This is a genomic window from Rhizobium sp. PAMB 3182 (assembly GCF_052908355.1).
This window is the reverse complement of sequence record NZ_CM128607.1, coordinates 1419184-1434789: the sequence shown is the minus strand read 5'-3', so window position 1 is coordinate 1434789 and position 15606 is coordinate 1419184. Positions and strand designations below refer to the sequence as shown.

Sequence of the window (15606 nt, the reverse complement as noted above, 5' to 3'; positions counted from 1 at the left end):
GGTGAGGGCAAACATGATGTTTCGCCGGAAGACTGGAATGAAGAGAGCGCGGGCGCTTGTCGCCGGCGCAGGCTTTCTCGTATTCGCCCCGGCCGTCATGGCCCAGGAAGCGATGGGCCGCGCCGTCATCCCGATTTCCATCATTTATCCCGGCGAGACCATCGTTGCGACCAAGCTCGATATTGTCGAGGTGACCAATCCCAACCTCAAGGGTGACTATGCCCACGAGGAAGGCCAGGTGGTCGGCATGATCGCCAAGAAGACCGTTTTGCCGGGACACGTCATCTACGTTTCCGACCTGCGTGAACCCTATGCGGTCCAGCGCGGTTCGCAGGTGCAGCTGCGCGTCAGGATCGGCAATCTCGTCATCACCGCCAAGGGGTCGCCGCTGGAAGATGCGGCGATCGGCGATTTTATCCGCGTCCGCAATCTCGATTCCGGCATCATCGTGTCGGGAACGGTTATGCAGGACGGAGCCGTCGAGGTGGCCGCGAAATGAGACTTGGCCGCATCGCATCCCTGTTCGGTCTGGCGCTTCTGGTCTGCCTCGGTGACGCGGCGCCGGCTGCCGCCGTCGCTTCGCGCATCAAGGATATCGCCTCGCTGCAGTCCGGACGCGACAACCAGCTGATCGGCTACGGTCTGGTCGTCGGCCTGCAGGGCACCGGCGACGGATTGCGCTCTTCGCCCTTCACCGACCAGTCGCTGCGCGCTATGCTGCAGAACCTGGGCATCTCCACGCAGGGCGGCCAGTCGTCGGCGCGCAACGTCGCGGCCGTCATGGTGACGGCGACGCTGCCGCCATTCGCAAGTCCGGGAAGCCGCATCGACGTGTCTGTCAGTTCGCTCGGCGACGCCACGTCGCTGCGTGGCGGCACGCTCGTGATGACCTCGTTGACCGGCGCCGACGGGCAGATCTATTCGGTCGCCCAGGGCGCGGTCGTTGTCTCCGGCTTCTCCGCCCAGGGCAATGCCGCATCGGTGACCGAGGGGGTGACGACGGCCGGACGGATTCCGAACGGTGCGATCATCGAACGGCAGCTGCCCTCCCGCTTCATGGATGCGGTCAATCTTGTCTTCCAGCTCAGGAACCCGGACTTCTCGACAGCCGTCCGCGTCTCGGATGTGATCAACGCCTATGCCGGAAAGCGTTTCGGCGGCCCGATCGCCCAGGCGCAGGATTCGCAGGAAATCGTCGTCGAGAAGCCGAAGACCGTCGAACTCGCCCGGCTGATGGCGGATATCGAGAACTTGATCGTCGAGACCGACACGCCGGCCAAGGTGGTCGTCAACGAGCGCACCGGTACGATCGTCATCGGCGCCGATGTCCGGGTGTCGAAGGTCGCCGTCAGCTACGGCACGCTCACGGTTCAGGTAACCGAATCGCCGCAGGTCATTCAGCCTTTGCCCTTCTCGGACGGCACGACGGAAACGCAGCAGCAGACCGATATCCTGGCTTCGAAGACGGGCGGTCCGGTTGCCATACTCGACGGTCCGAACCTGCGCACGCTGGTTGCCGGCCTGAACAGCATCGGCGTCAAGCCGGACGGCATCATCGCCATTCTCCAGGGGATCAAGTCTGCCGGTGCGCTGCAGGCTGAGTTGGTGCTGCAATGACGGGGATACTTGCAAGCAAGCTGGTTCGGAAAAAACTGCGGCAGATCGGCTTGCCGCTGCTCTTCACCGCGCTCGCCGCCATCCCCTACGCCGTCGCGGCAGAAGAGCCGGCAATGCCGCCCCTTCCCGAATCCGACAGCGAGATCCGTCAGTTCTGCTCCAATATCGCCGACGCGGCGCGCGACCGGCGCTATCTCATCCAGAAGCAGGAGCTCGAGAAACTGCAGTCGGACGTCAACGACCGCATCGCGATCCTTGAACAGAAGAAGACCGAATACGAGGCCTGGCTCAATAAGCGCAACGACTTCCTGAAAAGGGCCGAGGTCGGGCTCATCGACATCTACAAGAACATGAAGCCCGATGCGGCGGCGCCGCAGCTGGCTGAACTCAACGTGCAGATCGCCGCTGCCATCATCATGCAGCTGCCTGCGCGCCAATCCAGTCTCATCCTCAGTGAAATGGATGCGCAGAAAGCGGCGATGGTGGCCGCGATCATCTCCAGCGCGGCCGACACGAACACAGGCAAGAAGAAGAATCCGACATGATAAAGCCTATTGTGACCCTGCTGGCCTGCCTGTCCCTCGCAAGCTGCGGAACCAAGGCGTTCCAAGAGGTCAATCGCGCGCCGGCAATGAGCCCGGTCGGCAGCGGCCTGGCCTATGGGCAGGCGCCGCAGCAGATGGTCATGTATCCCCAGCAGACCGCGCCGATGGCGCAGGGCTTCTCGCTCTGGAACGATTCCCAGGCGGCGCTGTTCAAGGATGCTCGGGCCCTGAAGGTCGGCGACATCCTGACCGTCTCGATCACCATCAACGACAAGGCGAGCTTCGACAATTCGACGAGCCGCAGCCGCACGAATTCGAGCGGCATGAACTTGTCCTCGGCGATTGACCTGTTCGGCAAGTTCAAGCCGGCCGATTCCAACGGCGATGTGAGCTACGGCTCCGACACCAGCACCGACGGCAAGGGCACGATCAGCCGCAAGGAGGTCCTCGACCTGAAGGTCGCTGCCGTTGTCACCGGCACGCTGCCGAACGGTAACCTGATCATCAGCGGCTCCCAGGAGGTGCGCGTGAACCAGGAAATGCGCATCCTCAACGTTGCGGGTATCGTCCGGCCGCAGGATGTCGACGCCGACAACATGATCTCCTACGATCGGATCGCGGAGGCCCGCATCTCCTACGGCGGACGTGGTCGTCTGATGGAAGTCCAGCAGCCGCCGATGGGCCAGCAGCTCGTCGACGTCTACACGCCGCTTTGACCTGAGGATCCCCATGGCTGAGCAGGAAGAGGAAGAGGGCGGAAAGAAGAAGAAATCCGCGATGGTGCAGATGATCATCGGCTTTGCCGTGCTGACGATCGTCGGCGGCGGGGCAGGATGGGTCATCGGCAACATGTCGGCGCAGAAGATCCTCAGCGCGGAAAAGGCGGCGTCCGAACACAATAAGGCCGAAGCGCCACCGGCTGCCGAAGGGGGCGAGGCGTCGGCGGAAGGCGAGGCTGGTCCCAACACGCTCGAGAAGATTTCGACGGAGGCCAATGGCGTCGTCCAGCTGGAGCCGATCACCACCAACCTCGCATACCCATCTGAAAACTGGGTGCGAATGGAAGTGGCGCTGCTTTTCAAGGACAAGCCGGATGTCGCCCTGGCCGAGGACATTCACCAGGATATCCTCGCCTATCTGAGGACGGTTTCATTGCAGCAGATCGAAGGTCCGCGCGGCTTCGAATATCTCAAGGAGGATATTCAGGAGCGGGTTGACCTGCGTTCGGAGGGGCGGGTATCCAAGGTTCTGTTTAGGACCTTCGTGCTCGAATGATTCGGCTCATCTCCATCTTGAGCGGACTGCTGCTTCTGCCGGCGGTCGCGCTCGCGCAGCAGCTGCCTTCCGATCTGTTGAATACGCAGATTGATGGATCCGTCGCCGCGTGGATCATCCGCACTTTCGGCCTTCTGACGGTCCTGTCGATCGCGCCTGGCATCCTGGTGATGGTCACCAGCTTTCCACGTTTCGTGATTGCCTTTTCGATCCTGCGCTCCGGGATGGGGCTGTCGTCGGCTCCCTCCAACATGGTGATGCTCAGCCTCGCCCTGTTCATGACCTTTTACGTCATGGCGCCGACGATGCAGAAGTCATGGGATGACGGTCTGCAGCCGCTTCTCGCCAACCAGATCACTGAGGCCGAGGCGATAGGACGGATCGCCGAGCCGTTCCGGACCTTCATGTCCGCCAACACCCGCGACAAGGATCTCAGCCTCTTTGTCGACCTCGCCCGCGAGCGGGGGCAGACCGTCGTGGAGACCGACGGCAAGGTCGATTATCATGTGCTGATCCCGGCCTTCATGATTTCGGAGATCCGGCGCGGCTTCGAGATCGGCTTCCTGGTCGTGCTGCCGTTCCTGGTCATCGACCTGATCGTCGCCACCATCACCATGGCCATGGGCATGATGATGCTGCCGCCGACGTCGATCTCGCTTCCCTTCAAGGTCTTGTTCTTTGTCCTCATCGACGGCTGGAACCTGCTTGTTGGTAGCCTGGTGCGATCCTTCTCCTAGGTCGCCATTCTCCTTAAAGTACTGGTAACCATATATTATCTTACTCCAATGCGACGGCCAAAATTAAGGTCTTGGCAAGGAGTGAATCCCTATTGTCAGGTCACTTGACGGGCACGGTTTTGGATAACCAAGTGGCATGATGCCGGACCGTCATGACCGGAAAATCAGTCCGGTATGTCCCTCTTTGTATTTCGTAACCAAGGGACGATCCCATGACCAGTCTTATGACTAACAACTCCGCTATGGCGGCTCTGGATACTCTGCGTGGCATCAATTCCAAGATGGAAGAGACGCAGAACCACATTTCCTCCGGCTATCGCGTCGACACGGCGTCCGACAACGCAGCCTACTGGTCGATCGCGACCACCATGCGTTCGGACAATGCAGCGCTTTCCACCGTGCAGGACGCACTGGGCCTGGGCGCTGCCAAGGCCGATACCGCCTACACCGGTATGGACTCCGCCATCGACGTCGTGACCGAGATCAAGTCCAAGCTCGTTGCTGCCCGCGAACCGGGCGTCGACAAGGACAAGATCAACTCGGAACTGACCGAACTGAAGTCGCAGCTGTCCTCGATCGCCGAGTCTGCTTCGTTCTCCGGCGAAAACTGGCTGTATAACGACACCACGACCGCACCGGGCACCAAGGAAATGGTCGCCTCGTTCACCCGTGGTTCCGACGGCACCGTTTCGCTGCAGACGATCTCGTTCGACACCGCGAACTCGGTTCTTGTCGACACTGAGACCGCCGATAACGGTCTGCTGACGAAGGACTACACCGCGACCATTCCGAGCGGCACGGGCACGACGACGGTCCAGTACTTCCTGATCGATGCTTCGTCGACCAACACCGCCGCAGGTTCGGAAGTCGAGCTGTACACCACGACGACCGATGATCAGGTCGAAGGCATGATCAGCGCCGTCGACTCGATGCTCTCCGACATGACCGACGCCGCATCCACCCTCGGCGCCACCAAGTCGCGCATCGACATGCAGACGGAATTCGTTTCCGACCTGATGGACGTGATCGACACGGGTGTCGGCCGTCTCGTCGATGCGGACATGAACGAAGAGTCGACCAAGCTGAAGGCGCTGCAGACGCAGCAGCAACTGGGCATCCAGGCGCTCTCGATCGCCAACAGCAACACTGAAAACGTGCTGTCGCTCTTCCGTTAACGAATCACCTGAAAGGGGGCCGAAAAACCCCCTCGAAGGCCGAAAATTAAGGTCGTACCCCCGGGGTGCGGCCTTTTTCGCGTTAGGATTAATTAAAATTACCAGGGAATTAAGAAAAATCTGTCGCCATTTAGGCTTTGTTAACCATGACGGTGCATTTGTTAACAAATCAGAGCGGTGAATTAATTTTATGTATGGCGCAAATTAATTGGCATGATGCAGATCACCCTCGCCGGTAAGTAAAATCCGGCATGTCCCGATGCCAAACGGAATAAACAGGGGCAATGCCAAAATGACTAGTATCATGACGAACGCTGCGGCAATGGCCGCGCTCAACACGATGCGCTCCATCGACAAGTCCTTGGAGCAGACGGAAAACCGCATCTCCTCCGGCTACCGGGTCGAATCGGCTTCCGACAACGCTGCTTATTGGTCGATCGCGACGACGATGCGCTCCGACAACAAGGCGCTCTCCACGGTGGAAGATGCCCTTGGCCTCGGCGCCGCAAAGGCGGACACCGCCTATACCGCGATGGACTCGGCAATCGACGTCGTCTCCGAAATCAAGGCCAAGCTGGTTGCTGCCCGCGAGCCGGGTGTCGACAAGGAAAAGATCAACTCGGAACTGACCGAGCTGAAGGCTCAGCTCTCCTCCATTTCCCAGTCCGCCTCCTTCTCCGGCGAGAACTGGCTCTATAACGATACGACAGCGGCTCCCGGCACCAAGGAAATGGTCGGATCGTTCATCCGCTCCACGGATGGTTCGGTCTCGATCCAGACCATCAGCTTCGACACCGCGACCTCGACACTGGTCGACACCAACGACGCCGGCGATGGCCTGCTGACGAAGGACTATACGGCGACCGTTCCGAGCGGCACCGGCACGACGACGGTTCAGTACTTCCTGATCGACGCCTCCTCCAGCACGGCTGCGGTGGGCAGTGAGGTTGTTCTCTACACGACCAGCAGCGACACTGATGTCGAAGGCATGATCAGCGCGGTCGACGCCATGCTGTCCGACATGACGGACTCTGCCGCATCGCTTGGCGCCACCAAGTCGCGCATCGACATGCAGTCCGAGTTCGTCAAGGATCTGATGGACGTGATCGACACCGGTGTCGGCCGCCTCGTCGACGCCGACATGAACGAAGAGTCGACCAAGCTGAAGGCGCTGCAGACGCAGCAGCAGCTGGGCGTCCAGTCGCTGTCGATCGCCAACAGCAACTCCGAAAACATCCTCTCGCTCTTCCGATAAGAGCGGCAGTTAATATAAAATTAATAAAGCCTATCCGTTGGCAGTATAATCCGCACCTTCCCCTGGGTGCGGATTTTCTTTTTATCCTCGATTAAGCATAAAATTCGATCATTTATCCAATTTTAACTATAATGGTGTCAGATCAGGTCATCAAACGGCGGGTTGACCTGAACAGTCGGCTTGCATGACGCTAGCCGCCGTTGCCGGTAATTCCGGAATGTCCCTTCCATTTGTTTACGTCCAAAAGGGGCAGTACCAATGACGAGTATCATGACCAACGGCGCAGCTATTGCGGCGCTCAATACCATGCGTTCGATCAACACCAGCATGGAAGAAACGCAGAACCGTATCTCTTCCGGCTACCGGGTCGACACGGCTTCCGACAACGCCGCATACTGGTCGATCGCGACCACCATGCGTTCGGATAACAAGGCACTCTCCACCGTCCAGGACGCCCTGGGTCTCGGTGCAGCGAAGGTCGACACCGCCTACACCGCCATGGATTCGTCGATCGATGTCGTTTCCGAAATCAAGGCAAAGCTGGTTGCAGCCCGCGAACCGGGCGTCGACAAGGAAAAGATCAACTCCGAACTGACCGAACTGAAGTCGCAGCTGTCCTCGATTGCCGAGTCCGCATCGTTCTCGGGTGAAAACTGGCTCTACAACGACACGACGACGGCTCCGGCCACCAAGGAAATGGTCGGATCCTTCGTCCGCTCTTCCGACAATTCCGTCTCGGTCAAGCTCATCAGCTTCGACACAGCCGAGTCCATGCTGGTTGACACCAACGACGCCGGCGATGGCCTGCTGACCAAGGACTACACCGCGACCATTCCGAGCGGCACCGGCACGACGACGGTCCAGTACTTCCTGATCGACGCCTCGTCGACGACGGCGGCAGTAGGTTCGGAAGTCACGCTCTACACGACCTCCACCGACGATGAAGTCGAAGGCATGATCAGCGCCGTTGACGCCATGCTCTCCGACATGACGGACGCTGCGTCCTCGCTCGGTGCGACGAAGTCCCGTATCGACATGCAGAACGAGTTCGTCGCCGACCTCATGGACGTGATCGACACCGGCGTCGGCCGCCTCGTCGATGCCGACATGAACGAAGAGTCGACCAAGCTGAAAGCGCTGCAGACGCAGCAGCAGCTGGGCATCCAGTCGCTGTCGATCGCCAACAGCAACTCCGAAAACATCCTCTCGCTCTTCCGTTAATCGGAGCGGGGCAGGGCGCCCGAGGCGCCCGGTCAGTGATCAGGCAAAAGGCCGCATTCTCCGGAATGCGGCCTTTTGTGCGTCTGGAAGGCCCGAAACTTGCGTGAGGCATGCGCGTTAACGCTTTCTTCATCCCTCAGCGTCGTTTCCCCGTTGCGTTAACTATTTGTTAACTATATCAACCTTAACAAATTATTAATGAACGTCGGGTTGACCATAGGGCAAACGGGTCAATTGGCATGAAGCTGTCCGTCGTTCCCGGTATTGCACTCCGGGATGTCCCTTGACGAAACGGGGCAATGACCAATGACCAGCATTATGACCAACACCGCCGCAATGGCGGCGCTTCAGACACTCAGATCCATCGACAAGAACATGGAGACCACCCAGAACCGGGTTTCCTCCGGCTATCGTGTCGAGACGGCGGCAGACAACGCCGCCTACTGGTCGATCGCGACCACCATGCGCTCGGACAACGCGGCGCTTTCCACCGTTCAGGACGCACTCGGGCTGGGCGCCGCAAAGGCCGATACCGCCTACACCGGTCTTGAATCCGCCATCGACGTGATGACCGAGATCAAGTCCAAGCTGGTTGCCGCGCGCGAACCCGGCGTCGACAAGGACAAGATCAACAAGGAGTTGACCGAACTCAAGTCTCAGCTCTCCTCGATCGCCGAGTCGGCCTCCTTCTCCGGCGAGAACTGGCTCTACAACGAAACCAGCACGGCGCCAGGGACCAAGGAGATCGTCGCGTCCTTCAACCGCGCGACGGATGGATCCGTCTCCGTGACCACCTTGCCGTTCAATACGGCCGAGTCCGTGCTCATCGATACCAATGACGCGTCCTATGGTCTGCTGACGAAGGACGTGACCGTCACGATCGCGAGTGGCACGACCACGACGACGGTCCAGTACTTCCTGATCGACGCCTCCTCCTCCACCCCGGCGGCGGGCAGCGAGGTCGTTCTCTACACGACCTCCAGCGACGCCGATCTCGACGGCATGATCACCGCCGTCGACGACATGCTGCAGACCCTGACGGATTCGGCCTCGGCGCTGGGCGCCATCACCAGCCGCATCGACATGCAGACGGAGTTCGTCGCCACTCTCATGGATGTGATCGATCAGGGCGTCGGACGTCTGGTCGATGCGGACATGAACGAAGAGTCGACCAGGCTGAAGGCGCTGCAGACGCAGCAGCAGCTCGGCATCCAGTCGCTGTCGATCGCCAACACCAACGCGGAAAACATCCTCAGCCTCTTCAGGCAGTAAACCGGCGGCTGACCGCCTGATGCCTTTCCATTCTGCCGCGCCTTTGGTCATTGGCGATTGGCGGAAACGGCGGGTCGCGCCAATTGCCCTGGCGCGACCCGATACCTTCATCCTCGCACAAGTTTGACACCCTAGCTTCGGCCATGCCGCGTTTCCCTGCCGGGCCGCGGCATGGCCGTCGATTCGCCGAGTCGAGCGCGCCGGCAATCCGGGTGAGACGATGTTAACGAACGATTCAGTCAGTCCAGCATTTGTTTTTGTATCCATGAGGCTGCCCGGTGTTCCCTCCGTGCAGGAGGTCTGCCGATGAATGCATCCCTTGCCCGCCTGTTGAAGGATTTCAGTGAGCCGGTCGCGCCGACGCCTGACGAGATGTCGTTTGATCTCGACGTCATGAGCGCGCCGGACGCCCTCGATTTTCCGGAGACCGATCTGCCGCCTCCCGTCGATGTCGAGGCGGAGCGTCGCGAGGCGTTCGAAGATGGCCAGGCCGCCGCCCGCGAGCAACTGCTGGCGGAATTCGGCGAGGAGCGGGAAGCGCTTCTGGCTACCCACCAGGCCGAAATGGCTGCCCTGCAGGAACGCCTGCATGGCGAAATGGCATCTCTCCTGCTTGCGAAGATCGAGCAGGCCGCCGGGGAGATTGCGGCCGTCCTCAGTGATCAGCTGGCATCGGTGATCGCACCACTGCTGAGCGAAGCCGTCACGACCGCGGGTGTCTCGGAACTGTCCGAGATGATCAGGGCGGCAATCGCCGACGGGGAGTTCGGGCGCATTACGGTCAAGGGGCCGGCCTCCCTCCTGGAGCGCATCACCACGGAACTCGGCGACAAGGCCGAAAAAATTCACCTGGTCGAAGACCAGAGCCTCGACCTCAAGGTCGACATTGATGGAAGCCTGATGACCACGAAGCTCGAAGCGTGGGCCGACGGGCTTCGGAGAGCGATCGCATGAGCCAGGAATCCGGCAGCCACGACAAACACGAGATCATCATCGTCAAGCGCGGTGGCGGCGGACATGGTGGCCATCACGGTGGCGCCTGGAAGATTGCCTATGCCGACTTCATGACGGCGATGATGGCCTTCTTCCTCGTCATGTGGCTGGTCAACGCGGCCAATGAAGAAACGACCACAACGGTGGCAAGCTACTTCAATCCGATCCAGTTGACCGAACAGAAGCCGTCGGAACGCGGCCTCAAGAAGCCGACCTCGCAGGCCGAGGGCGAGGAAGAGCGGGACAAGTCCAAGAGCAAGGAAAACGAGGACCAGTCCGGCAATACGCCGGAAAAGGGTCAGGATCAGGCGGCCTCCGCCGGGGAATCGGTGGCCTACTCGCAGGCGGACTATTTCGAGAACCCGTATGCCGTTCTGGCGGAGATCGCCCAGGAAGTCGGCCAGCAGGCCAATGTCAGCGCCAAGGGCGACGGCGGGGCGAGCGATTCCGGCCCGGCGACCGGCGCCGATGGCGGAGAGGCCTATCGCGATCCCTTCGATCCGGATTTCTGGACGGAGCAGGTCGAGGTGACGCGCGCCGACCAGACCCCCGTCCAGGTGACTGACGAAACCAAGAAAGCGGCGGAGGACCAGTCCCAGGACATGGCGGCCCTTCACGCCGGCGACACCGAGGCCAAGGGTGGTGCGGCCGACGGTACCGGGATGCTGGGAGGCGACAACAAGCCGGGCGAGGCTGACGAGGGCACGACCGGCAAGGCTCAGGGTGGGCAGATGCCGGAGAAGGCTGGCGACAGCGAGGGCGCCAAAGCCGCGACCGGTGCGCAGCAGGACCAGCAGACCCCGGCGCTTGACCGCCCGATGACGGCTGAACAGAAAGCCAAGCTCGAAAAGGAAGCGGAGGATATCCGCTCCGAGCTGCAAGCGCAGTTGCAGGGTACGGCCGGCAAGCTGGCGGAGGGCCTGGTGGTGACGCCAGCCGAAGGCGGTGTGCTCGTCAGCCTCTCGGACCAGTCCGGCGCGCCGATGTTCAATGTCGGCTCCGCAGTGCCGCAGCGCGACATGGTGCTTGCCATGGAAAAGATCGGCAAGGTTCTCGAGGACCGCAAGGGCCGCATCGTGATCCGCGGACATACCGATGCCCGTCCCTTCGCCGATGGCACCGGCGATAACTGGCAGCTGTCGATGGATCGCGCCCACAGCGCCTATTTCATGCTGGTGCGCGGCGGGCTCGATGAGAAGCGCGTGGAGCAGGTCTCCGGCTTTGCCGATCGCCGGCTGAAGGTTCCGAACGATCCGTTGAACGATGCCAACCGGCGCATCGAAATCCTAATCGAGGGAGGGCAGGGGTAGGCGATGCGCATTGCTGCACGCGGCATCACCGTTGCGCTTGTCCTTCTGACCGGCGTCTTCTGCGTGCGCCCGGCTTCTGCCGCCGGCGGCGAAGAGGAGCTCGCGCCCTACAAGCTGCTGCGCTCTCTGCAGTTCATCCAGGATTCGGTCGTGCTCGGCGATCATTCCGCCGTCGAGATGCAGCGCTTCATGTTGAAGACCGTTGACAAGCGGCTGCGCGAGGCGACGCCCGATGTGTTCGAGGACCCGCACAATGTCGATGCGGCTCTCATCTACGCCATGAGCGGCGGCAATCCGGATACTCTCGAATATCTCGTCGCCCGCGACGTCGACGGCCATTTCGACATCCGCGTCGCGGACGTACTGCGCCAGTACCTGCGCGGCAAGGGGCTGCTCGTTCAAAAAGACATCGCTGGAATGATGCCCGAATACCGCGACACCATCATCGGCCCCTATCTCGCCCTCGTCGCGGGTAATGTCACCCAGACAAAAGACCCTGCCAAGGCGCTCGACTTCTATGCCTGGGCGCGGCTGAAGGCCCCCGGCACCATTGTCGAAGAGGCAGCGCTGCGCCGCTCGATCCTGATTTCCATGGATGCCGGGTTCATTCACCGGGCCATGCGTTATGCGCGCCAGTATTCCCGGCGCTTCCTGCACTCCCCCTACGCCAGCCAGTTTGCAGATCTGTTTGTCACGCTGGCCGTCGACTTCGATGGCGAGGTAACGGAGGACGAGATCAACATGATCCTCGAGCCGATGGACAAGGACCGGCAGCGGGAGGTCTTCCTGCGGATTGCCAGGCGGGCCGCCATTTCGGGCCGCGACGACCTGGCCAAATCGGCCGCGGAAAAGGTCCGGGAGCTGTCGGACGGTCCCGGCAATCCGGAAGATCACCTCGCCGATCTCTACAGCGGGTTTGCCAGCATTCCGACCGATGGCGTGGAGTCTGCGCTGTCGACCATCCTTGAGACGCCGAATGCCGTTCTGACGAGCCGCGACAAGGCTCTGAAGGCGGCTGCGGCCTTTGTCGCCAAGGAGGTCACCCGTCCGCCGGACCCGGCCCTGCTTCAGGAAAAGGCAGATCCCCAGCGGCCCTTCGCAAACCCGGTCGACGGCTCCCCCGGGACGCCGCCAGACAGCCTCGCGCAAGGGAATTCCTCTACTGATCAGCCACAAGATGGGGGCGCCGCTGCCAGCGATGTCCCGCAAGCCCCAGCGCAGGACGGAGCAATGACTGCTTCGGCGGAAGGCGGAGCGGATCACGCTTCTGCCGACCGGCAGGAAAATGACAATCTTGATCCTTCCATCAAGGGCTTTCTGACGTCGGGCAAATCCAAGCTCGACGAGATCGACAAGCTGTTGGACAAGGAAAGCATTTTGCCATGATGAATGCCGGATTTGCCGGGTATATGCCGATAGTCGACACGTATGGCTCCTCCGGTGCCGGCAAGGGTACGAGCGCGTCTGCGTCTCGCGATACCGGCTTTTCCGATACCTTGTCATCGGTCGCGAAGGATACCGCTCCAACCCAGCAGGATGAATCACAACCGCCATCTCCGGCGCCGACGACTGCGGCTGCCGATGGCCAGGGCAAGGTGTCTCCGGTGAAGAGCGGGGCAGAAGCCAAGGACGAGACCAACGCCGCGCCTGCCGACGATGCCGCCGAGGCTGACCCAGGCGAAGCCGCGGGCGAGGAGGTCGACAAGGTTTCCTCCAAGGCATCCGACGAAAAGGCGAAGGAAAACCACGGCAGGATCGTTGCGGACGTCGCCAATCAGGCGGATGTGAAGGAGGCGGGCAAGGACGCGGAAGCGGGCAAGGCCGACGCCAAGGCAGATCCGGCAGAGGAAGCAAAGGCTGATGCCGACGACGGCACAGGCGTTGCCGACGACGCGCCGAAGTCTGCGGATTCAGAGGTCAAGAGTCTTCTGGCGCTGTTGTCATCGTCTGCATCGAGCACGGCCATTGCGGCTGCCGCTCAGGACCAGACCGGCAGCAAGGTGACCAATACCGCAAATGCCGGAAAGCAAAAGGATGCCGATGCCAAGTCCAGCGTCGAAGACGTCGCTGCCGACCTGAAGGCGGATGCCAAGGCGCTTGGCGCGCGCCAGAGCGACAAGGCTGGACAGTCCGAAACGGATCATGTCGTACCGGGCCTTTCCGACACTGGCGGCAGGCAGAGTGCGTCGGCATCGGACGAGGCGGGTCTCGCAGGCCTGTCGGTGTCGAAGACATCGCGGGCCGCAGCCGACAAGACTCTGACCGGCAACACGGATCAGACGCTGAATGTCGAGGTGCTGGACAGCCGGCGTTTCCTCGGCTTCACGCAGAATACCAACAGTTCGAATGTGCTGAAGGCGGTGACCGGAGACCAGTCCTGGACGTCGGCCATGCAGAACTCGGCCTCGACTGACATGACGACGGAGTCCGGCATCGCGGCGTCGAAGGTGGTCAACACCCTGAAGATCCAGATGAACCCGATCGACCTTGGCTCGGTCACAGCCACGCTGAAGCTCGTCGGCGAGCAGCTGGTGGTCGATCTGAAGGTTGAAAACAGCCATGCCTACCGGCAGCTCAAGGACGACCAGCAGAACATGGTGAACGCGCTCCGGTCCCAGGGATACGCGGTCGATCAGATCAGCGTCAGCATGGCGCCGACCCCCGACAAGCCGTCAACCAGTACGGGCCAGGACACCGCACAGGGACAGGGTTTTGCCCAGCAGCAGGCGGGCCAGGGCAGTGCCGGCGGCAGCGGTCAGGGGAACGGAAGCTCGTCGCGCAATTCGACCGGCGAAGACCAGCGTTACGCCTCCCCGGAAAGCGTCTCGACCTCTTCTTCTGCCAGCCAGCAAGGCGCCCGCAGCGGTCAGGTCTATCTCTGAATTTGTCACTTTTAGCCACCCGGGGCGAGGCGGGCGCGGCTTGAAGACCGGGACGGATCACCGCTTGAGCGCTTTGTGAACCGTCCTTTCCACCCCGGAATATGACATTCCAACAACCTAAACAGCACGGAATTTCAAGCTCTCCAGCCGAGGGAGACGGGTGCCGTGCTGTGTCGCGATGGCCGGAATTGACTATCGCTGGGGGCAAAGTCATGCTTCCGGCGTTGCATTTATCACTGAGGCGAAATTGTGATTCATCATTTTTCGCCATAAAGCGGCCATCGAATGTACAACCTGAAATGGAATTCCATGGTGATTTCTAAGGATGTCATATTTATGCCGGATTCCGGCGTGGCCAAAATGGCAATTCCGTCGTTAAGCATAAGTTAACTTTTCCAAGGGAAATTTGTGCCTAAATGGGAAGCCGCACACTATATGTAGTTCAAATCAGCACAATATGGTTAATCAACTATTAATTTCCGCCATTCATAAGAGTTAGTTGCTGCCGATTCGCCCGATTCGTATCGATATCACATCGAGGCACCACACTGATTCGGAGGCGGACGAATGATCGTAGTGGTTGATGAGCGAGAGCTCGTGAAAGATGGCTACACATCCCTTTTTGGGCGCGAGGGAATTCCCTCGACAGGTTTTGATCCTGAAGAATTTGGCGAATGGGTAAATACCGCGGCGGATTGCGACCTCGCGGCAGTCGAAGCGTTTCTGATCGGGCAAGGTGGTCAGACCTGCGAACTGCCGAGAGCGATCCGTGATCGGTCCCAGGCACCTGTTATCGCCGTCAGCGACCAGCACTCGCTGGATGTGACGCTGGCCCTGTTCGACAGCGGCGTCGACGACGTCGTGCGCAAGCCGGTTCACCCCCGCGAAATCCTCGCTCGGGCTGCGGCGATCCGCCGTCGTCTGAAGGCGATTTCCAACTTCACCGAAGTCGGTCCGATCCGGGTTTTCTCGGACGGCCGTGATCCTGAAATCAGCGGCGACACCTTCCCGCTGCCGCGTCGTGAGCGTCGCATCCTGGAATACTTGGTCGCCAACCGTGGCCGCCGCGTTTCCAAGACGCAGATCTTCAGCGCAATCTACGGAATCTTCGACGACGAGGTCGAAGAGAATGTGGTCGAAAGCCACATCAGCAAGCTTCGCAAGAAGCTGCGCCGGAAGCTCGGTTTCGACCCGATCGATTCCAAGCGTTTTCTTGGCTACTGCATTGATTGGAATTAATTTTTAAACTGGCGCGGGCCTTCTGTCTGTCCTTTTCGGTTCTGCTTTAAAATCCCGAAAACACTGACACAGACAGCTTCACACA

At 60.6% G+C, this 15606-nt stretch carries 15 protein-coding genes; all 15 read left to right on the top strand.

Annotated features, from left to right (window positions below):
- Positions 1 to 13: 13 nt before the first annotated feature.
- The 15 genes from flgA (at position 14) to ACU5AZ_RS07065 (ending at position 15521) form a co-directional block, all read left to right on the top strand.
- The gene (gene flgA / locus ACU5AZ_RS07135) at positions 14 to 499 is read left to right on the top strand and encodes a flagellar basal body P-ring formation chaperone FlgA (protein ID WP_446825321.1); all 486 of its coding nucleotides are present in this window, start codon (positions 14 to 16) and stop codon (positions 497 to 499) included.
- Positions 496 to 1617, top strand: a complete 1122-nt coding sequence (locus ACU5AZ_RS07130; protein ID WP_446825320.1) for a flagellar basal body P-ring protein FlgI — start codon at positions 496 to 498, stop codon at positions 1615 to 1617. Before flgA ends, ACU5AZ_RS07130 begins: the two co-directional genes overlap by 4 nt.
- Positions 1614 to 2162, top strand: a complete 549-nt coding sequence (locus ACU5AZ_RS07125; RefSeq protein WP_446825319.1) for a MotE family protein — start codon at positions 1614 to 1616, stop codon at positions 2160 to 2162. Before ACU5AZ_RS07130 ends, ACU5AZ_RS07125 begins: the two co-directional genes overlap by 4 nt.
- A complete protein-coding gene (gene flgH / locus ACU5AZ_RS07120) occupies positions 2159 to 2878 on the top strand; it encodes a flagellar basal body L-ring protein FlgH (protein ID WP_446825318.1) in 720 nt (239 codons plus the stop codon). The genes ACU5AZ_RS07125 and flgH overlap by 4 nt, the downstream gene beginning before the upstream one ends.
- Positions 2879 to 2891: 13 nt before the next feature.
- Positions 2892 to 3437 carry a flagellar basal body-associated FliL family protein gene (locus ACU5AZ_RS07115; protein WP_446825317.1) on the top strand — a complete coding sequence of 182 codons (546 nt, stop codon included), beginning with the start codon at positions 2892 to 2894 and terminating at the stop codon, positions 3435 to 3437.
- Complete coding sequence (gene fliP / locus ACU5AZ_RS07110) at positions 3434 to 4174, top strand: flagellar type III secretion system pore protein FliP (RefSeq protein ID WP_446825316.1); 741 nt, start codon at positions 3434 to 3436, stop codon at positions 4172 to 4174. The genes ACU5AZ_RS07115 and fliP overlap by 4 nt, the downstream gene beginning before the upstream one ends.
- A 212-nt stretch (positions 4175 to 4386) precedes the next feature.
- A complete protein-coding gene (locus tag ACU5AZ_RS07105; protein WP_446825315.1) occupies positions 4387 to 5349 on the top strand; it encodes a flagellin N-terminal helical domain-containing protein in 963 nt (320 codons plus the stop codon).
- A gap of 292 nt (positions 5350 to 5641) precedes the next feature.
- Positions 5642 to 6604, top strand: a complete 963-nt coding sequence (locus ACU5AZ_RS07100) for a flagellin N-terminal helical domain-containing protein (protein ID WP_446825314.1) — start codon at positions 5642 to 5644, stop codon at positions 6602 to 6604.
- Positions 6605 to 6862: 258 nt separating this feature from the next.
- Entirely contained in the window at positions 6863 to 7825 is a 963-nt protein-coding gene (locus tag ACU5AZ_RS07095) for a flagellin N-terminal helical domain-containing protein (protein ID WP_446825313.1), read from the top strand.
- A gap of 306 nt (positions 7826 to 8131) precedes the next feature.
- A complete protein-coding gene (locus tag ACU5AZ_RS07090) occupies positions 8132 to 9097 on the top strand; it encodes a flagellin N-terminal helical domain-containing protein (protein ID WP_446825312.1) in 966 nt (321 codons plus the stop codon).
- A 306-nt stretch (positions 9098 to 9403) separates the two neighbouring features.
- On the top strand, positions 9404 to 10051 hold the full coding sequence (locus ACU5AZ_RS07085; RefSeq protein ID WP_446825311.1) for a hypothetical protein: 648 nt from the start codon (positions 9404 to 9406) through the stop codon (positions 10049 to 10051).
- The gene (locus ACU5AZ_RS07080) at positions 10048 to 11400 is read left to right on the top strand and encodes a MotB family protein (RefSeq protein WP_446825310.1); all 1353 of its coding nucleotides are present in this window, start codon (positions 10048 to 10050) and stop codon (positions 11398 to 11400) included. The genes ACU5AZ_RS07085 and ACU5AZ_RS07080 overlap by 4 nt, the downstream gene beginning before the upstream one ends.
- A 3-nt stretch (positions 11401 to 11403) precedes the next feature.
- Complete coding sequence (motC, locus tag ACU5AZ_RS07075; protein WP_446825309.1) at positions 11404 to 12786, top strand: chemotaxis protein MotC; 1383 nt, start codon at positions 11404 to 11406, stop codon at positions 12784 to 12786.
- Complete coding sequence (gene fliK, locus ACU5AZ_RS07070; protein WP_446825308.1) at positions 12783 to 14282, top strand: flagellar hook-length control protein FliK; 1500 nt, start codon at positions 12783 to 12785, stop codon at positions 14280 to 14282. Before motC ends, fliK begins: the two co-directional genes overlap by 4 nt.
- A 567-nt stretch (positions 14283 to 14849) precedes the next feature.
- Positions 14850 to 15521: a response regulator transcription factor gene (locus ACU5AZ_RS07065; RefSeq protein ID WP_446825307.1), complete on the top strand. Its 672-nt coding sequence runs from the start codon at positions 14850 to 14852 to the stop codon at positions 15519 to 15521.
- The last annotated feature ends 85 nt before the right edge of the window (positions 15522 to 15606 follow it).